Source organism: Lelliottia nimipressuralis (assembly GCF_004402045.1).
Taxonomy (GTDB): Bacteria; Pseudomonadota; Gammaproteobacteria; order Enterobacterales; family Enterobacteriaceae; genus Enterobacter; species Enterobacter chinensis.
Map to the genome: position 1 here is coordinate 95,562 of NZ_SOMG01000030.1, position 18,721 is coordinate 114,282.

Consider the following 18,721-nt stretch of genomic DNA (forward strand, 5'->3'; position numbering starts at 1 on the left):
ATCTTTTCTCCCAGAATTAATAGTATGAATAGTTTAACGCTGATTATGGAGTTTGGAACCAGCGTTATGAAATTAAATGACTTTTTTAATACTTCCAATCCCTTGGGGGCGTCTTGGGGGCAAAGCTGTTGGCATCTGATTGTTCAGCATGTTGACCTGATCCTGGTTCATATCGCCGATCCACTTCGAATAAACCTCATACACCATTCGCGCATCCTCATGGCCCATCTGGCTGGCGATAAAGGAAGGGTTAGCACCGGCCATAAGTGTCCAGCATGCGAATGTGTGTCGGGACTGATAAGGATTTCTCTCACGTATTCCCGAAAGTTTAGTGCCCCGTTTCCATCCATAAGAAATTGAGTTTTTGGAAAAAAAGCTCTCATTCACTTCCGATTTCTTTTCAGGAGAAAACACAAATCGCAGATTTTGTGGCTCGGTTTTGCCGATTTCCCGGTGATGGAAAATGATCTGCTGTCTTGGATTATTGCCGGTGATTTCGAACTGCTCGAGCAGCGCATCATGAGCAGGCTTAAGCAGCGTGATCGTTCTGATGCCAGCATCTGTTTTTGGCGGCACAAACACCCGCTTGTTCGTCAGGCTCCTTGATACGTGAATCTCACCTTTTCTCAGATCGATATCCTCCCACGCCAGAGCACAAATCTCGCCGGGCCTCATTCCCGTGTGGACGGCTACAATGATGATCAAAGCCAGCTTTCGGGGAAGGGCGGCAATCAGTGCCTGGTACTCATGAAGTAGAAGCGGATCGGGGTCTGCCTTAGATAGCTTGAGCCGGGATACGCCCTCATAAGGAGCGTGTAATATAAACTGACTTCGATTCGCAAGCTTCAGCATTTCTGATAAAACCGCCATCTGTTTATTGACTGTTGAGGGCGCGCGTCCCTTTTTAACCAGGTTAGGCATTGAAGGGTTTAATACGCTGCCAGTCAGCAGCTCTTTGCGATAGTTCAGGATATCGGCGTGCTGAATATCAGCCAGGGGAGTATTTTCTCCCACAACACGTTTCAGTGTGTTAACTGCAGATGTGAGTGAATGCAGCGTAGCCCCCGACACCTCCAGTGCCTTTGTATCAATGAAAAAATCGCTCAGTTCTTTAAATGTCGTGATCCGCTTTGTTGATGAGAATTTTTTAAGAGCCTTCGATTCAGGGAAGCGCGCCGCGTAGTCGAACTGGCCGAACTGGATCTCACTCACGATGACGGCGCGAAGGTTTCCCGCTTTCTTGATATTGCTGCTGTTAACTACCCAGCCACGGAGAACTTCGCGGCAGCGAATGCCGCGATAGGTAAATGTGATCCTGATTTTTCCGTTATGAAGTTCAACGCCGGTTGGAAAGTTCATCATGCTTCCTGAATAAATCTATTAATCAGCGGAAAGTTGTACCAGACCAAAGCGCGTTTGCTTTCTCCACCGGGTACCGCGGGTACTCGCTTAAAATGAACTCCTTCAATCCAGCATCCGAGGCGATAAGCTTTTATTTGCCTGTCATCGAGCCCCGTTTTCTCAGTGAGCTTTCCCGCCACCATCCACTCTTCATCAAAAATGATTTGCGCCATGCTTAACTCCATGACGCCGCCACGATACCGCAGCGGCAGATAGTAATTTGATTGTCAAAAATCACCGACCAAGCCCGGGCAGACATTGGAGGCTCCTGGCGCGGGTCATTGCCGTGGCCACGTAACTACGTGGGCGGTTTACAACCTCAACCGTAATTTTTCTCCCCTGGATCCTGATGGTGTAAAACGTCTGTTTGTCGCTGCGACCATGCTCGCCAAATTTCTCAAAATGGCATTTGAGCGCGGCGGCGCATGCTGGCCCGCCGATGCTGTCTCCCTTGCTACGGTTAATCAGACGCACTGGGACCTTCCTGATGGTTGATCACGCTGCGGGCAAGCCCGGCGGCCATAGCCGGTAATTCCTCATACTGATTGCAATATGCCGGGTTGGAACATAAGCCCTGCAACGCTGCAATGGTCAGCTGTTGCTGGTAGGTAATCGATGAAAGCGGCGTGTTTGTCTCAGCTACCGGTTCGGGCTCGGCATCCGGCTTTGCAGTAACTGCAGGCGGATCGAGCACGACAGATTTTGGTGGTGCCGGGCGGCGGTATTCCACGATTGCATCAAGCGCAATTTTCTGACGAACGCTGATATCGTTAGACCACTGTTCAAGAATCGTTGTAGCAACTTCATATACTTCTTCATCACTGAACTCAGGCGACAGACAGAATTCAGTCGTGGTGATATCTGCAATCAGTAACGGGGAAATATGCTCGATGTCTTTACCCGTGGTGGTGATGAGATTTTCGATATCATCCTGGTCACCGATGCTTGTGCGCCCGGACATCAGCTCGTTTAATGCCTGGGCGATTTCAATCTCGCGAACACTTAGCGCTGGTGGCACTTCCTGTTTTTCGACTTCATTTGAGGGGGAGGTATTTATCAGTGCATCGACAGAAAAGACGCCTCCGCCCAGGTTCTCCACTTTCGGCTGGTCTGTGGGCTGCTGCACTGGCGCTGAGCTCTGAGCGAATGCCTCATTGAGTTCTTTGTCGAGCTGCGCAGCTTTGGCAGGGCAAACTGCTGGTGGCTGAGTTTCGCCAGGTACAGGCGGTTTGGCTTCATCATTTTCGTTTACCTCAGGGGTGGCGCGGGATTTTGGGCGGCAAGCCGCATCAACCGTTTTCTGATCTGGGTGCGCGTGGTCAAATTCAACCAACTCGCGATTGATGTACTCGCGCAGCGCGACAGGATCTATCCAGAGTTCTTCCGGAGCCGATTTAATCAAGGCGATGATGGCTGCCCGGGAATAATCCAGTATACCGGGGGTGCCGCGCAGTTTTTTCCACCATGCAGTAAAGCGGGGGTCCTGTTCTGCTTCGGCCATGGCTTTTGCCGGAATAAATAATCTATTCGGGATCCAGTAAATATCGATCTCGTCGTACATGCCCAGAATCGCAACAGCAACCTCTATCTTCAGCGTAGACAGGTTGTGTGCCAGATCCGGGCTACGGTCTGTCTTGTTTCCTCCGCCCAGAGTGGAGTCAGTGTCCGTGCGGTTTTCTTCGGTGTTAGTGCTAGCAGGCTGAGGTCGCTTATCAATCGGCGTATCGATCCATTTAGTGATCTGCTTTTTAATGTCTGGCCACTGTGCAGATTCTTTTGTGTTCTCACGTACCCAGGCGAGTAATTGCTCCTGCCGTTCCGGTGCCAGGGCCAGCGATCGTGTTTCTTTGGATAGTGCTTCGGCCAGCTCGCGGGCAAAGCTGGGTTCATCATCATTCTTCAGATCGATGATCTGGCCGTACTGCGCTGAAGTGATTCCAGGGACCGGGCCGAACAGTGCCAGACAAGCTGCCCGGGATGCCTGGTCGAGCTGCGCAACGATTTTAATTTCTTCCTGTGCCTTATTGTTCTCCCATTCCGTCCTTTCTTCAGATTCAGGCTGTGGTGCCGCAGCTGGTTCACCTGCATTCACATTCCAGATAGCCACAGTGTCGAAAAAATCAGGTGAGAACACATCAAGCTCAGGGCACGGCAAACCTTCGCGGTGTTCCCAGATCTTTACTTTGAAGAAATCATCAATGTGTTCTGGATGTTCTGCTGCCAGCTTGCCGAAAATAACGGCTTCAGCAATGGCTTTTGTGGCCGCATTAACAGCTGTGGCAAGCGGTTTTAAATCCGAATGTTTTTTTAATGCTTTATCCTTCGGGAAATAAGCACCGCCGAAAGTTTTTAATTCAATAGTCATAATTACCTCTTAAATCTTTTGGGGGGTGATGTTTAGCGGTATGGTTTACGAATAACGCGTTTTACAGTTTTTAACGCGTCACGCCTCTCTCTTTTTTCATTGCATTGCTCACATAAGTAAATCGTGCGCTTAAATGGATATATGTCTGTTTTCCTTTCGTGCATTTCCGATTTTTTATATTCGCGGCAGCAAACAGCGCAATGACAAATGATGTCATCCATATCAGTTAAGTAGTTGGCCTTTGTGATCGTAATAGGACATACCGCAGGCGTTCTGTGCTTCGGCGAACTTCACAGACAGCAAGCTAATGTGCTTAACAGCGCATACTGGACAATGAAACTCGCCCAACACATAGCCACCATCAAGCACAACGGTAACAGGGTCAGAGGATGGCAAATGAACCACGCCTGAAATAATCCCGTTAATATTAAATGTCGCAATTTCTTTGTTTACTATTGCCAGACCCATTTCAATGGTTGTTACTTCTAATTTCATTTCAGACACCTTGTTTTAGGTTGAGAGAACCCCTGCCGTTTAAGGCATGGTTTTTAATCGTGTATAATTAAATGACAGTTAGGTTATTGCGTTTTATCGACGCTATTAACCTTCAGAGTTCAGGGTTGCCTTTTTGAGCAAGCAAATAACAAAGTTTTCGAAGTTTTATTTCAAACCAGTTAAGGCGGACTGCCTGTTGCCGCGATGGTTGACGATTAAAGTCTGTCATAATGAATCCCCTATAAGGTTATTAACAGCCATCTACAATTTCGATTGCCCACAACTGGAAGCGCATTCCGCCAGTTAACAAACCGATCCCCACCAGTGAAAAGAGGAATGCGCTTACATGTTGTGGACGATTCATCTGCCCTGGTCCGGCGGCGCCACCTCGCCAGAGCAGATGTAAAGGGCAGTTACGCTGCCATGCGGCTTATTGGTCTGTGCAGGTATTTCAAGTTCTGCATCGCGGGGTTTGCTCTCCGCCCCAGGTTCTCCCCGCTATGCTTTAGCGCGCAACCTGAGAAAACCGCCTTCAAGCCTTTGGCTTACGCCACATTCAAGAAACTGCCTGGACGAACTCGGAAAAGCTCAGTGCTTCTTCACCCTCGGCCAGACTGTTGAAATACTCTTCGTATGCTTTTTCCATCTCGAACCCCTGTTTGCTGCTTTGCTTGGCTGATCACCCTTATCGCCGGGTAGGCGGAACGTTTACCTGTCGCACCTGTTGTGCTTCGATGAGTAGAGAATACAACATAAAGTAGATGTGTCAACACTGAAAGTAGAAATTGAAGAGGTTTGCACTACTTATAGTAGCGGGTGAAGGCGTAAAAAAACCCGGCATGTGCCGGGTTCTTTGGGATTTTTTTTACTTCTGCGGAGTGTTGGCGTACTTCAGAAAGAAATCATATAGCTGTTTGTACCGCATTTCGAAAGCCAGTAGCATGTTCTTGGCTTCAACACTTGGGAACTGCCGATACACTCGAACCAGCCGCTTTTCGTCTTCGCTTAAATCCCTGAATTCCCCATCGCTGTCAGTGTCGGGTTCTGTCGCGGGGAAGCCCGAAAACTCTGTTTCAGAAAGCTTAGTAGGCGCGCTCTCACCTTCGCCGTAGTCAAGCCATGCCGCTTGGACATTTAGCCAGTCAGCTATCTTTTGCAGTTTCTCATCGCGTGGCTTAGCCGTGCCCAGCGTATAACGACGAGCCATTTCGTATGTGACATCGCAAGCCTGGCTTAAATCCTTTACGGAACGGCGCTGTCTGCGCATTTCTTCGGTCAGCCGGTTAGCGAAATCCTGATGTTTATTCGCTTTTTCTACCATAGGTAGAAGAGTAAGGCACGGCGCGTTCATAGTCATTTCTATTTTTCGTAGTTGTAATATCTACTTTATGTAGTATATTGCAGTCATCGACTCATTCAGGAGAACACGATGACTACTTCATACAAGAACATAACGGAAAAGGCTGTGAGGTCGATTGGTTCGGTTTCGGCCGTCGCCCGCAAATTCAACTTTAAGTCCTCACAGTCAGTAGCAAACTGGATTATCCGAAACCGAGTTCCAAGTGAGCGAGTGATAAAGCTATGTGAATTTGGCGGCTGGACTGTCACCCCGCATGAGTTACGTCCGGATTTGCATCCAACCCCTACCAGCGGAATTCCTGTTCAGGATATCCCACGTTCACAGAGGGAGTCTGAGTGATGGAAATCAAAAAACTGGCATGTGAGCTGGAGTCCTGGGCGCAGGAAAAGGGCTGGAAGACAGTCACGCAGCTGATAACCCCGCATCACTTTGGCGATCTGCTTCAGCCATTGGATAACGTGAAGGACCCTGACGAGTACGCGCGGCGCTTGCATAACAACAAGCAGATTATTCAGCGTGCATTCCGCAACGATACGCCCAATTACCTGAAACAGGCTGAAGCCCTGAGCTATGCCATCCGCACCGCCATTGATAACGAGCTGGAGCAGAAAGACTGCATGCTCTACCGGGCTGCCAGGGTTAACAAAGAGTGTATCGAAGCCACCAATGCCGTCATCACTGGCAAACCGCAACCGGTAATCCGCCGCGAAACTCTGGAAGCTATCGACGCGCTGGCGCAGCTGGTCGGCGTCAAAGTGAAGCTGGTTTCGACTTGTTCAAGCGTAGCCTAGTTCAGTTGTATTGAGGTGTTCTATGAGCATGGAACTGATGGTTCAGGCGATGAAGGTCAAGGTAGGAAACCCGCTTCGTAAGCTGGTCCTACTTAAGCTGGCCGATAACGCAAGTGACCAGGGCGAATGCTGGCCGAGCTATCAGCATATCGCTGATCAGTGTGAGATTAGCCGTCGTTCCGTCATGAATCATGTTGCCGCGCTTTGCGAGTCTGGACTGATGCGAAAAGAGACCAGATCGGGGCCGAAAGGCAATGGCAGCAATTTCTACCGACTAACCCTGAGCGGTGCAAATACCAGTGCGAGGGTAGTGCAGGAGATTCACCAGGATGGTGAAGCAAATTCACCAGGGGCTGGTGCAGGAAATTCACCAGATGATGCAGCTCGTTCACCAGGGGATAGTGAAGGAGATTCACCCAGAATCAGTCACTCTTCTGAACCAGTCAAAGAACCAGAAAATAATTCTCGTCCGGATGCTTCGCAGTCCGACGGGAAGATTTCAAAAGCAGAATTTTTAAATCGTCACCCGGAAGCAGTGGTTTGTAGCCCTGCGAAACGCCAGTGGGGTAGCCAGGAAGATTTGACCTGTGCGCAATGGATTTGGAAGCGCGTGCTGAAACTCTACGAGGAGGCCGCAACCTTTGACGGCGAGATCGTTCGCCCGAAAGAGCCGAATTGGACGGTCTGGGCGAATGACGTTCGTCTGATGCGCACCCTTGATGGCCGTAGCCACAAGCAAATTTGTGAAATGTTCAAGCGCGTTCAGAGCGATACGTTTTGGGTTCGCCAGGTGAAATGCCCGGCCAAACTCCGCGAAAAATGGGATGACCTGATTATCCGCCTGTCGGCACCGGGCAAAGGGCATCACCAGGCTGGTGGACGGGATATCAATCAGATCTCCCGTCCAGATAACACCGTTCCGCCAGGATTCAGGGGGTAAGCATGCAAAACGCAGGTTCCATTCTCGATCGCCTTCGCCGCGTAATTCCGCAAGGCGTAGAACCCAAATTCAAGAACGCTGCAGAACTGATGGCCTGGCAGCGTGAGGAAGAGCAGAAACGTGCGGCTGAGGTGGACAAACTCAACCAGCAGACACGAGCAGAGAAAATTTTCGGGCGATCCGGTATCCAGAACCTGCACCGCAGCTGCAGTTTCGCGAATTACACGGTGAAAGGCGATGGACAGCGCCATGCCCTGTGTATGGCAAAGAGTTATGCGCAAAATTTTGGAACCGGCTTTGCGAGCTTCGTTTTCACCGGCAAGCCCGGCACGGGGAAAAACCACCTCTCAGCGGCGATCGGAAATTATCTGCTTAAACAGGGGCGAACGGTTCTGATTGTGACCGTGCCGGACCTGACCCTGCGCGCCAGGGCCTGTTATGACGAAGGGCGTTCTGAAGCCGCGCTGCTGGATGACCTCTGCAAAGTGGATTTGCTGGTGCTCGACGAAGTAGGCATTCAGCGTGACAGCCGCGGCGAGAAAGTTTTGTTGAACCAGATTATCGATCGCCGCCTGGCCGCAATGCGCCCGGTTGGCGTTCTGACCAACCTGAATTACGACGCGCTGGTAGAAACCCTAGGTGAAAGGGTTATTGACCGTCTGCGCATGGATAACGGCATTTGGGTGAACTTTGACTGGGAGAGCTATCGCGGAAACGTTAGCCACCTGAGACCTGTTAAGTAAATTCTGAGGAGAAAATTATGGAATCAATAATCGACGCACTGAAAGCAATGGGTAAAGCAACCTACCTCGATGTAGCAGCCCGCCTGGATATCGAACCCGTAGAAGCACTGAAAATGCTTCGCGAGCAGAAGGAAGAGGGGTTGTGCGATTTCTTCGATGGGTCATGGTCGATCGGTACCGCGAAGGAGCATCAGCCGAAGCGTATCAGACCCAAGCAGCCATCACCGCTGGTGGAGAGGGTATTGGCAGCAATGCAGGGCCAGGGAGCTATGAGCGCAAATCAGGTCGCTGAAAAGCTGGGCAAAGGTTCGCGAGCCCTGAATGCATCGCTTGGTGCGATGTGCAAGGACGGTCTGGTTCTGCGGCATGTGGACGGTAAAAACATCACCTGGAGCCTGGCGGGTGAACCAGCAATACAGCCAGAGCAGCAGGAGCCCGCAGCAGCGGAAGCCAAGTCTGCACCGGCTCAGGAGAGCAAAACGCTGGAAGAAATTATTGGGGATATCCCGGCTTTCGCCAGCCGTCCGGATGATCTGATTATTCCGTCATCGCGTTATATCTCAACCGAAATCCGCCGCACGAAAGCGAAGCTGGCAAACCTGCAGCGTCTGCAGGGGGCCGTTCGCGAGCTGCGCCGCCATAAGCATCTGCTGGAGGGGCTGGGGAATGACTGATTTACCGAAATGCCCTGAATGTGGCATGGCTCCTTCACTGAGAGTTCGCAGCAGGGGAATGAACTGGGGTTCGGCAGAGGTCCGCTGTTCTAACGGTTGCCCTGGAGTCCGCGCGGGGTTTTCGTTCCCGCCTGATGGAGAGGCAGCGGCACGGCAGCTGCTTCAAGAAAAATGGAAAGAGTTAGTGGAGGCAAAGTGAGCAAATTATTACTTCTCAAATGCACAAAAGATACCGAGGGTTGGTGGACTGAGGGGGAAACGTACCCAGCCCGTGTAGTTGCAGGAGGTTTTGTTCTGGTCGGTGATGATGACGAACTGGACGGGGAGGGATGGAGCGCAGCGCCGATGGAATACCATGAAGATGGTTCAGTGCTTTATCAGGTCGGCGGCATTGATGGTGACGTTTTGTTTGAGGAGTCCGCCCAATGACAGTTAAACCTTTCCGTGCTGATGGCGGTGATATCAGCACCGATCGCCTGAGAGAGATTGCTGACAATCCTTACGGCGATTAAAAGAAATGCTGGCTGGCAAAGCGAATGATCGCACAGCAGACTGAGCTGGAGGCGAGGAAGGTGACGCTCCTGGAAAACATAACATCAGCCAATGCGCTTGAAGTTTTCGAGATGTCAGCTGAGCTGAGCGCCAAGGAGTGCTCGGTACCTAGGTGTCATATGCTATTGGCTGGAATGCTTGTAGGATGGCTGAAAATGGGGAGTCTTAGTCATACCCGACGTTAGATAACATTCTAGGCTATGAGTGGCATGATGCTTCATCCTCGGTATGTGAACTGGACTGTGCCAATCAACGAAACAAGCGTGATAAACATTGTAAAAAGTCACCCAAGTTCATATGATTCTTGGTTAGATTCTTACTATACGCGATGGAACGGAAAGCATAAAATGAAAGCAATTGATCTCTTTTGCGGGGCTGGTGGTTTGACAGTCGGGCTAAAAATGGCTGGCTTTGATGTCATTTCAGCAATCGAAAAAGAAGCTATTGTATCCGAAACTTATAATTTCAACCATCCAGATGTTAACTTAATAACTGGAGATATAAGAGCAATATCGCCGGTTGAATTAATGGCGCAATTAAAAATTCAGCAAGGTCAATTGGACTTACTGGCAGGTTGTCCACCATGTCAAGGGTTTTCTTCATTAAGAACTAAAAATAAAACTGCGGCCGTCTTTGATGAACGAAATGAACTCATATTTAATTTTTTAGAGTTTGTAAAAGTATTTTTACCTAAAGTGGTAATGGTTGAAAACGTTCCTGCATTAGCGTCTGATGAGCGTATAAATATCTTTACATCTAAACTAAAAGAGTTAGGTTACCATATTGATGATAACTCAGTGCTAGTTGAGGATGCCAGCAAATTTGGTGTCCCACAAAGGCGTAGGCGTATGGTGTTACTTGCATCACGATATGGTCAACTTGCCCGTGCGAAAAAAAATAGTAATTTAACAACTGTACGCGATGCTATAGGGCATTTAACTCAGCCTGAAAATAGTAATGACCCGCTGCATAATATCCTTGAAAAAAGAACAGAAAAGGTAAAAAAACTCATAAGTCTTATTCCTAAAGATGGGGGGAGTCGTTCTCAACTTCCATACGAATATTGGCTACCATGTCATAAACGATATCCAGATGGTTTCCGTGATGTTTATGGTCGAATGAAGTGGGATGATGTAGCTCCTACCATTACGAGCGGATGTACTAACCCTTCAAAAGGGCGTTTTTTACACCCAGAACAAGACAGAGCAATAACTCTGCGAGAGGCGGCCCTGCTACAAACTTTTCCGATGGATTACTATTTCCCTACTAAGTTTGGTAAAGACAAAGCTGCATTAATGATTGGGAATGCTTTACCTCCCGAGTTCATTAAACGTCATGCTGAGCTTATCAAGGAACACATAGCTAAAAATGAGGCGAATTATGGATAATAAGTTATTTCTGAATTTTCATGGCAGGATAATCGATCATTTAGGTATTCAAATGTATCAAAGCCCTACAGCTGCAATAGCTGAAATGGTTTCGAATGCTTGGGATGCTGATGCTACAGAAGTTGATATCACTCTTCCAACAACTGAAAACAGAACTATTGTCATAAAAGATAACGGAGTTGGAATGACATTCGAAGAATGTCAAAAAAAATTCCTTACTGTGGGCTTTGATAAAAGAAAAGATAATCCTGTCGCAAAGTCAAGTTTGTTTAAAAGAGACCTAATGGGTAGGAAAGGAATCGGCAAGTTTGCTGGTTTTGGAATATCTGAGGTTATAGAAATTTGCACTGTGAGTAGAGAAACGGGCGAAAAGACGAATTTTACTTTGGATCTAAATAAAATTCGGTCGTCTGATGATTACGTTAAAACTGAAAGCATGGCTATTGATGTTACTACACACACCGCAGCTGACGAATCAGAAAAAGTAAATCATGGAACAACAATAACACTTAGATCCTTGAAAATCAGTCGTTTATTAAGCGAGTCGTCTTTTGCTACTTCTATGGCTAGGAGATTTGCAATCAATTCTGGTGGCGATGATTTTTTAGTTAAAATTAATAACAAAGCCATGCCCGTGGAGGACTTTTTTTCTAAAGCAGAATATAGTTTTCCAAGAGATTATGATGTTTCAGAAAGACCTGATTCTCTAACTGAAATTGACAGTTTGGGATATGGCAAAGAAATCGTTGACGGATTTGAGATCAAATGGCGTGTATTCTTCCTTAAAGAAACGATCAAGGATGATGAGTTGCAAGGCATATCCATTTACGCTCATAAAAAACTAGCCCAAAGACCTTTCATGTTTAACTTGACTGGCGGGTTGCCAAGTCAAAATGGACCAGAATATATGACCGGGGCGGTAATTGCTGATTATTTAGACGAATTTAGTGATGATGTTATTTCTACTGAGCGGCAAAGATTGAATTGGAGTAGTCATCACCTTGCAAAGTTGGAAGAGTGGGGACAGAAGCGAGTTCGAGAACTATTAAGAGTCTGGAAAGAAAGAAGAGCTGATGAAAAAACCAGATTGATTGAAAGTAAGATCGACGATTTTAGAAACAGGCTAGACAAACTAGGTGTAGAGAAAAAAACCGTAATAACAGCTTTAAAGCGTATTGCATCTATTCAACAAATCGGTCAGGAGCAATTTAGACATATTGGTAACTCTATTCTCACTGCGTGGGAAGGTGGGCGTCTAAAAGAGCTTATTAGAGACGTAGCTTCCGTTCCTGACATGGATGGAACGAAGTTGCTTGAGATACTCATTGAAGCGAATACTATCCAGGCTCTTCATACAGCAGAGTCTGTTAAAGCGAAACTTGACACTATTAGTGGTCTTGAGGCACGCATTCGTACGAGAGAGTTGGAAAATGCTGTAAGAGATTATATTGCAAAAAACCCATGGCTAATCGCCCCTAAATGGGAAACTTATGCTATTGAAAGAAATGTACAACACATAGCTAAAGAAGCAGCTAAAGAATCTGATATTGAACATGATCCTGATTTCAAGGGCAGAGTAGACTTGGTCCTTTCTAGTGGAGAGCATCTACTGGTATTAGAATTTATGAGGCCAGGTTTGAAAATAGATAAAGATCATATAAATCGATTTGAAGAATACGTGAATACCTTCAGAGTCTATTTAGAATCTGCAACTGGAGGGCCATTTAATCGGGTCTCAGGCTATCTTGTAGCTGATGATTTTCTTAAGCGTAGCGCCACTTTAAATAAGAAACTCAAAACATTGCAAGAGCAAGAAATGTATACTTTGACATGGGAAGACCTCCTTTCTGATGCAAAACGGCAATGGCGTGAGTTTTTAGAACATTTATCTACTCGCGCACCAGGAGACCAGAGAATGCAAGAATTGTTATCTACGGCCTCACCGGAAACACAAGATGCTCCTCTAACATCTGTATAATTTCCTCCCTCGATTTAACCCGCTCCGGCGGGTTTTTTTCAATCCTTAATCGCCTATTTTTTAACATTTCGTGCTGTTAAGCCGTTGATCAATCTTACTCCTGAGTGTACTGTATAAATATACAGTTAATTATCAGGGTAGTTATCATGGGTTTTCCATCACCAGCAGCAGACTACGCAGAGCAGAAGCTCACTATAACCTGCTTATGCGGCTATGACGGCAACTGCCGAACCATCGAAACATCAGCCGGGTACGCGATCATAAACGTTGCCAGAAAGCCGGAAGTGGGTGACACCGTCCTGATTTCGTTCTGCGGCAGTCTGGACTTCGCAAAAGTCCAGGGGAAAGCGCTGATCACTCAGGATGGAGAGGCTATCGAGGGCGATGCGCTGGACGATGCAACCGTAATGGGCGTGGTAACGCACCAACTAAATCGTGTAACAGATACCGACAATCGGCCTGTGATTTAGAAGGCTGGATCTGATTCCTGTGTCTTGAAAGCAGATCGGTTACACAGACCAATTACGGCTAATTGGTCTATCTAACCTATTAAGCGTTCGCGAGAAGGGCTGCTTCAGTAACGTTCAGTGCGCAGGGAGAAAAGGGCTGACCCCGGCGTTTCGGGGATGACTGAATTGAATAGGATTTTGCGTTATGAATGAGCAAGAATTAATAGCTGCCGTTCGCCCCGCTGGACGTTATGAGGTAGTGACCAATGACGATGGTTCTTTTATCGTGATACCTATCCCGCTCGAAGCAATACTGATTACCCGCGAATCTCTCCTGCAGCATGCTGAGCGCTTCCGCAACCCTGACAACTGATTTATAATAATCAAGCTGGCCTGAACAACCAGCGCCTGTCGCACCATCACCGGAGAAAAGTGATGGCGCAAAGAACTACCTCGAATTACTCACACCGCCAGTCTATGCGCGGTGTTTCTGCTTATGCTGGTGGTCCAGCATGAAGAAAGCAGATAGCCTCCATCTTTCGCGTGTGGCCGCGCAGGGCTGCATCGTGTGCAGAAATCAGAACTTGGGCGAAACGCCTGCGGAAATCCACCACATCCGAATCGGACAGGGCACAAGCCAGCGCGCTGACCATCGAAAATCAATTCCCCTGTGCCATATGCATCATCGCAACGGCGGTTATGGTGTAGCGATTCATGCTGGCCGTCGCGCCTGGGAAATGAAGCACGGCACTGAAACAGAACTGCTGGTGCAGGTGCTCTATCTGCTGGGTGAGGGCACCGATGCCTAAATACATCATTACCCCAGTCGGAAAACCCCGCATGACCCGCCGCGATAAATGGAAACAGCGGCCGCCGGTGATGCACTATCGCCTGTTTTGCGATGAAGTCCGCCTTCATGGAATCCAGGTGCCGGAGAACGGCGCCCATATCACCTTCGTTTTGCCGATGCCGCAGAGCTGGAGCAAGAAAAAGCGCGCGTCTATGGACGGCCAGCCCCACCAGCAAAAACCCGATCTGGACAACTTAACAAAATCTCTGTTGGACGCCTTGTTTGAGGATGATTCCCACATTTGGGACGCCCGGGCATCAAAAATATGGGGCGAAACCGGAATGATAATTATCGAGGATATGAAATGACGCCACGCCAGAAACGCCAGTATCTTGAAGGGCTGGGAAAAACCGCAATGGCACCACGCAAGAGCTGGCTCGGGAAAAGTATTCTCCTGACTGATATCCAGTCCGGGTGGATTAAATCGCTGCTAACAGTGTGGGGGGAAGCGGTGCGCGGCGGAACGGCTCCGGCCAAACCGTGCGGCCATTCGTGCTGGAACGTGATAAGCGGGAAAAACTGGTCTGATAAAGCGCTTGAGCGATTTACCGCGGCGTTGAACCAGGCGAGAGAAGAGGGATTCCGTGGTGAGCAGGCAATGAGACGCGCGCGCTCGATACTCTGGCCGGAGCCGCAGGTAAATGTCATAGACGCAGCGATGAAAAGTGACGATGCAAAATTTATTGAGGATGTGGTGCTGCAGGCGTTCGATTTGAAGGATCCAGTTTATATCGTTGGGCGCCAGTATTACACCACGCGCAAAAAGATAGCGGACATCACCAGAGAACTGCAGACCCTGGCCCCGTGGCTCACCGCTTCTGAGGCCAGAAAGCGTGTGCGATGGTGCCTGGAAATATTCAGGGCGAAGGTGTTTCTGTCAGCGAGGAAGGGCCTGAAAGAAAATTCATGATGATACGTTAATTGGCAAAAAGTGCTATTTATTCGAAATAATGTTGAAAACGGGCCAGAAAATCAGATAATCCATTCATGCTTGGCAGAGCTGCGCCACGATGGCAGCGATGTAAAGCGACAATTTGAAAAAACTTTAAACCCCGCCTGCCGGGGTTTTTTGTTATCCGGCGATACGACAGGGGTATTCGCGAAGGTGCATTGCACCAGTACCCCTGTCATATCTCCGGTACAATCAAATTTAATTTTTTCAATAAATGATTTGGCCTTAAGATTTTCTCGTCACCATCAACGAGAGGCGAATATGGGTATTTCCAAATGCATTAACCCAGAGTGTGAAAAAGAGTTTACTTTTTCCATCATTGGCGAGGGAGTTCCGGGAGGTAAAGAGCTTGAAGAATTATGCTGCCCATACTGCGGAACTGTAGTCGATAGAGAAATGATGAGCGGTTCATTTTTGACATCGAAAATTCCACCCGAACAAAAACACTAAAATTTATCCCCTTCGAAGCCACCTGACGGTGGCTTTTTTATTACCTATCACACAGCACCCGCACACAGCGAGGTGAGAGACGATGAAAATGAACGATTCAGGGAACATCTTCACGCAGTTCTTCGCGTGGGTCGCAGCTCTGGCTTCTGCCATTGGATTTACCACTCAGGATCTGGTGTTCATGTTCTTTGGCGCTGCTGGTTTGCTTATCTCGCTTGCCTCCTACATCAACGGTCGTGTAGATGCACACCGCATGCGTAAAGAGGATGAGAAGCGAACAAAAATGGTCAATGACTACCTGAAAGGCGTTGGGGACAAACCCCTTCACGAACGTCCCGCAGCAGCAAGCGTGGTCGTTGAGGCATTACAAAAGGAAGGTGACTGATGGGGACCAGAGCAAAACTGAGTGCTGCTGTTCTGGGGCTGGTACTCGCTGGTGCGCCAGCATCCGTCATTCTCGAGCAGTTCCTGAATGAGAAGGAGGGTAACAGCCTCACGGCGTACAAAGATGGCGGTGGTATTTGGACGATTTGCCGCGGCGCCACGAGGGTTGATGGTAAACCGGTTGTGCAGGGCATGAAATTGACACAGGCCAAATGCAATCAGGTGAACGCCATCGAACGCAATAAGGCTCTGGCGTGGGTTGACCGCAATATTACGGTACCGCTCACCGGACCGCAGAAAGCCGGGATCGCATCTTTCTGCCCGTACAACATCGGACCGGGAAAGTGCTTCCCGTCCACGTTCTATAAGCGCATCAATGCTGGTGACCGGAAAGGAGCCTGTGAATCTATCCGCTGGTGGATTAAAGATGGTGGCCGTGATTGCCGCCTGACCAAAGGCCAGAAGAATGGCTGCTATGGTCAAGTTGAGCGACGGGACCAGGAAGGTGCGCTGGCTTGCTGGGGGCTGGACTGATGAAAATTAATCAGGGTCTTATCGGCGTCGTCGTTATCGCTGGCCTGTCAGTCGCTCTCGTTAAGAGTTGTTCAGACGCCAGTAGCCTTCAGAGCGATATCAACGTCCTGCGAAGTAACAACTCTTTGCAGGAGCAGGTGATCGCCAATCAGGCTTTTAACTTTAATCGATTCAATCAGGTTGCAGAACATGCCAACAGGCTTAACTCCCTGATCGACACCAGCACCGAAGAAACCGTAATTGAATACCGAGAGATTCTCCGCCGTGAAAAAACCTGTGATCTGCCTGTTCCTGCTGACATTGCTGGTGGGCTGCTCGAATACGCATACCGTTTACGTTCCAGCGCAATGCACACCGATACCGACAGAACTGACGCAACCAATGATCGTGCCGTTGCCGCCAGCCCAATGACATATTGCCAGGCAGTATTGTGGATTAAGCCGCTGCTGGATGTTATAGAGAAGGGTAACAATAACTTTGCTGGTATCCGCCAAATAGAGCAAGAACGTAAAAGTATCCGTCTTCACAAATGAAAAAGGCAATTGTTATTTTCAGCCATGTATAGACTAGCCTCGTTCATCATGGGGGCATACTAAAAAAAGGTACTAACATGAACCACAAATCCTTTTGGGTAAGGTAGTTTTTGAACGACAGGTGACGAGAAAAACGTTCTAGCACACTATAAATTAGTGTCTATAATAATTGAAAAATTGTTGTAGGTTTGGCTCGGAATTCAAATTGGACAAACTTTTCCTGCCAGAGAGTCGAGTTTAATCGTCAGCTGGTATTACACATAAGCATATGCTGAATGCCTGTAATGATACGAATTTGTTCCTGCCCTACCAATCTTATGGTCTTTACTTTTGAGTCATATATGAGTATAACGGAGATACCTACTAATAGGAGTCCTTATGAGTAATAGTGAAGATCTTAAAAAAATTAGGGCGATTGCAGAAGCCATCGTTGAGCATAATAAAGGCGTTTTCCCGCCAACATCTCAAGTTGATAGTATTATTGAGCGAGTTCGTAAAGGCGGAGATGAGGCTCTGCTTAAATTAGATTTATCATTGATTCTCGTAAATTATGCTAGCGATGTGATTAAGGTTCAGTCCACCAGTACCGAATCGATTATTAAATCGATTAAAGAAAAGTTTTAGTTTAGGGGTTGCATAGGCTAACGTTGCAAATGATATTTGTTTGAGAGACATATTCATAAAATCCGGCTGGTTGCGACACAATTCAAGCCACTAGCATTAGTTGGTGGCTTTTTTTATTGCTACCACGATGGGCGGGTCATCGCCCTCTAAGTGTCTCGCGCGACGAATTAAGATACTTATAATGTCTGACATCTAATAATATCGCTAACGTCTTAGAAAATAATACGAACAAAGACAAGATGTCATGAGGCAAACTTAAGCTGGTAAGCGACTTCGTTGTATTGAAGACAGTACTTATAGAAAGAGTGTTATGACTGAATAAAGTCAGTCTACAAGGCTGATCGCTAAATATAATTTCTTGACCGCCAGACTAAGAAAAATATCATTTCACATACAACGTCTGGCGGGGGAATCGTATAATAAAAATTCAATCGCTGAGCTTTATTTTAATAGGAAATTCTTCCTTTGACTGAAAGCTTTTTGATTACAGCATCTAAAACATCTAGGAATATATCCTGGGAGTTGTATTCAAATCTCTTGTTTTGATCGATCTCTTCAAAATACACGAAGCCGGATCTATCTAAGAATAGGGTTAAGATTTCTTTTTCTTCAGATGCGTCAATCTCCTTAGCAACGATTTTGAAACATGGATTACCATTGGTTACTTTCAAACTATGATGAAATTCAATGAAACACTCGAAGATTGGTATGTTGAGTAATAGATTGCCACTGGTATTAACATGATAGTTAAAAGCATCTTTATTAAAATCACTTTCATCGAATCCATTTATTATTGCTGCTTTAAAAGTGTCTAATTTAATTTTTAAGTCTTCATTATATTGTACGCATCTGGCCAATTTATAAACGTCCAAGTACTTTTCGTTCATAATCTTCTCCTTTGAGTAAACGTTAATGATAATCAAATTTTATGTCTATGAGAAAGGCTTTCTTCAAAAAAATCAATCATATTTGATGAGATGATGTGTAGATCAATATTCATCGTGCCCCGTAGGCACCCGCCTATGCCATTTCATCGCGGGTAGGCATAGTAATAACGACTCAGCAGCTTCGCCATGCAGCATCGTTGGGCATACTTTCTCCTAACATCTACTGCTAAACATTTTATGATGGGTCCTCCCGGAAGGGGGGCTTGCCACGGGGCGGCGCGCTCGCGGGAAACGGCTAGTTTTTAGGATCCAGGGTCATCATCATCATGTGCGCAGGTCTTTGATTTAATTAGAGGCCATTTTCGCAAGAT

The 18,721-nt window shown here is 47.4% G+C and carries 25 protein-coding genes; 18 read left to right on the forward strand and 7 right to left on the reverse strand.

Going from position 1 to position 18,721, the window contains the following annotated elements; genetic code table 11:
- Positions 1-72: 72 nt before the first annotated feature.
- The 6 genes from E3U32_RS18005 to E3U32_RS18030 all read right to left on the reverse strand — a co-directional run bounded on the left by E3U32_RS18005 (position 73) and on the right by E3U32_RS18030 (position 5,618).
- A complete protein-coding gene (locus E3U32_RS18005) occupies positions 73-1,359 on the reverse strand; it encodes a site-specific integrase (protein ID WP_039261939.1) in 1,287 nt (428 codons plus the stop codon).
- The gene (xisR, locus tag E3U32_RS18010) at positions 1,359-1,574 is read right to left on the reverse strand and encodes an excisionase family protein (RefSeq protein ID WP_010429804.1); all 216 of its coding nucleotides are present in this window, start codon (positions 1,572-1,574) and stop codon (positions 1,359-1,361) included. Before xisR ends, E3U32_RS18005 begins: the two co-directional genes overlap by 1 nt.
- 61 nt (positions 1,575-1,635) lie before the next feature.
- Entirely contained in the window at positions 1,636-1,875 is a 240-nt protein-coding gene (locus E3U32_RS18015; protein WP_039261940.1) for a DUF4060 family protein, read from the reverse strand.
- On the reverse strand, positions 1,862-3,766 hold the full coding sequence (locus tag E3U32_RS18020; protein WP_134349867.1) for an exodeoxyribonuclease VIII: 1,905 nt from the start codon (positions 3,764-3,766) through the stop codon (positions 1,862-1,864). The genes E3U32_RS18015 and E3U32_RS18020 overlap by 14 nt, the downstream gene beginning before the upstream one ends.
- Before the next feature lie 222 nt (positions 3,767-3,988).
- Positions 3,989-4,261: a hypothetical protein gene (locus tag E3U32_RS18025; RefSeq protein WP_134349868.1), complete on the reverse strand. Its 273-nt coding sequence runs from the start codon at positions 4,259-4,261 to the stop codon at positions 3,989-3,991.
- An 865-nt stretch (positions 4,262-5,126) separates the two neighbouring features.
- Entirely contained in the window at positions 5,127-5,618 is a 492-nt protein-coding gene (locus E3U32_RS18030; RefSeq protein WP_134349869.1) for a helix-turn-helix domain-containing protein, read from the reverse strand.
- A gap of 72 nt (positions 5,619-5,690) precedes the next feature.
- On the opposite strand from E3U32_RS18030, the gene E3U32_RS18035 reads away from it, so the two are divergent.
- From E3U32_RS18035 to E3U32_RS18115, 18 genes are all read left to right on the forward strand, one after another.
- Positions 5,691-5,960, forward strand: a complete 270-nt coding sequence (locus E3U32_RS18035; RefSeq protein ID WP_074135992.1) for a transcriptional regulator — start codon at positions 5,691-5,693, stop codon at positions 5,958-5,960.
- The gene (locus tag E3U32_RS18040) at positions 5,960-6,412 is read left to right on the forward strand and encodes a toxin YdaT family protein (RefSeq protein WP_134349870.1); all 453 of its coding nucleotides are present in this window, start codon (positions 5,960-5,962) and stop codon (positions 6,410-6,412) included. The genes E3U32_RS18035 and E3U32_RS18040 overlap by 1 nt, the downstream gene beginning before the upstream one ends.
- Positions 6,413-6,434: 22 nt before the next feature.
- On the forward strand, positions 6,435-7,352 hold the full coding sequence (locus tag E3U32_RS18045; RefSeq protein WP_134349871.1) for a helix-turn-helix domain-containing protein: 918 nt from the start codon (positions 6,435-6,437) through the stop codon (positions 7,350-7,352).
- A 2-nt stretch (positions 7,353-7,354) separates the two neighbouring features.
- Positions 7,355-8,095: an ATP-binding protein gene (locus E3U32_RS18050; protein WP_134349872.1), complete on the forward strand. Its 741-nt coding sequence runs from the start codon at positions 7,355-7,357 to the stop codon at positions 8,093-8,095.
- Between the two features lie 17 nt (positions 8,096-8,112).
- A complete protein-coding gene (locus E3U32_RS18055) occupies positions 8,113-8,769 on the forward strand; it encodes a DUF1627 domain-containing protein (RefSeq protein ID WP_134349873.1) in 657 nt (218 codons plus the stop codon).
- A 195-nt stretch (positions 8,770-8,964) separates the two neighbouring features.
- Positions 8,965-9,198 (forward strand): hypothetical protein, encoded by a 234-nt coding sequence (locus E3U32_RS18060; protein ID WP_435659349.1) that lies wholly within the window; start codon positions 8,965-8,967, stop codon positions 9,196-9,198.
- A gap of 470 nt (positions 9,199-9,668) precedes the next feature.
- Positions 9,669-10,709 carry a DNA cytosine methyltransferase gene (locus tag E3U32_RS18065; protein WP_134349875.1) on the forward strand — a complete coding sequence of 347 codons (1,041 nt, stop codon included), beginning with the start codon at positions 9,669-9,671 and terminating at the stop codon, positions 10,707-10,709.
- On the forward strand, positions 10,702-12,687 hold the full coding sequence (locus E3U32_RS18070; protein ID WP_166790958.1) for an ATP-binding protein: 1,986 nt from the start codon (positions 10,702-10,704) through the stop codon (positions 12,685-12,687). Before E3U32_RS18065 ends, E3U32_RS18070 begins: the two co-directional genes overlap by 8 nt.
- Positions 12,688-12,833: 146 nt before the next feature.
- Entirely contained in the window at positions 12,834-13,157 is a 324-nt protein-coding gene (locus E3U32_RS18075) for a hypothetical protein (protein WP_134349877.1), read from the forward strand.
- Positions 13,158-13,341: 184 nt separating this feature from the next.
- Positions 13,342-13,509 carry a hypothetical protein gene (locus tag E3U32_RS23665; protein WP_164879454.1) on the forward strand — a complete coding sequence of 56 codons (168 nt, stop codon included), beginning with the start codon at positions 13,342-13,344 and terminating at the stop codon, positions 13,507-13,509.
- Between the two features lie 139 nt (positions 13,510-13,648).
- On the forward strand, positions 13,649-13,945 hold the full coding sequence (locus E3U32_RS18080) for a Ref family recombination enhancement nuclease (RefSeq protein WP_134349878.1): 297 nt from the start codon (positions 13,649-13,651) through the stop codon (positions 13,943-13,945).
- Positions 13,938-14,294 (forward strand): RusA family crossover junction endodeoxyribonuclease, encoded by a 357-nt coding sequence (locus E3U32_RS18085; protein ID WP_134349879.1) that lies wholly within the window; start codon positions 13,938-13,940, stop codon positions 14,292-14,294. Before E3U32_RS18080 ends, E3U32_RS18085 begins: the two co-directional genes overlap by 8 nt.
- Positions 14,291-14,896 (forward strand): hypothetical protein, encoded by a 606-nt coding sequence (locus E3U32_RS18090; RefSeq protein WP_134349880.1) that lies wholly within the window; start codon positions 14,291-14,293, stop codon positions 14,894-14,896. Before E3U32_RS18085 ends, E3U32_RS18090 begins: the two co-directional genes overlap by 4 nt.
- Positions 14,897-14,977: 81 nt before the next feature.
- Positions 14,978-15,388, forward strand: a complete 411-nt coding sequence (locus tag E3U32_RS18095) for a hypothetical protein (protein ID WP_134349881.1) — start codon at positions 14,978-14,980, stop codon at positions 15,386-15,388.
- Between the two features lie 82 nt (positions 15,389-15,470).
- On the forward strand, positions 15,471-15,773 hold the full coding sequence (locus E3U32_RS18100; protein WP_134349882.1) for a hypothetical protein: 303 nt from the start codon (positions 15,471-15,473) through the stop codon (positions 15,771-15,773).
- Positions 15,773-16,306, forward strand: a complete 534-nt coding sequence (locus E3U32_RS18105; protein WP_134349883.1) for a lysozyme — start codon at positions 15,773-15,775, stop codon at positions 16,304-16,306. Before E3U32_RS18100 ends, E3U32_RS18105 begins: the two co-directional genes overlap by 1 nt.
- Complete coding sequence (locus E3U32_RS18110; RefSeq protein WP_134349884.1) at positions 16,306-16,839, forward strand: hypothetical protein; 534 nt, start codon at positions 16,306-16,308, stop codon at positions 16,837-16,839. The genes E3U32_RS18105 and E3U32_RS18110 overlap by 1 nt, the downstream gene beginning before the upstream one ends.
- A gap of 378 nt (positions 16,840-17,217) precedes the next feature.
- Positions 17,218-17,463: a hypothetical protein gene (locus tag E3U32_RS18115; RefSeq protein ID WP_134349885.1), complete on the forward strand. Its 246-nt coding sequence runs from the start codon at positions 17,218-17,220 to the stop codon at positions 17,461-17,463.
- Positions 17,464-17,909: 446 nt separating this feature from the next.
- Here the strand turns inward: E3U32_RS18115 and E3U32_RS18120 are convergent, their stop codons facing one another.
- Positions 17,910-18,350: a hypothetical protein gene (locus E3U32_RS18120; RefSeq protein ID WP_020884622.1), complete on the reverse strand. Its 441-nt coding sequence runs from the start codon at positions 18,348-18,350 to the stop codon at positions 17,910-17,912.
- Positions 18,351-18,721 lie beyond the last annotated feature (371 nt).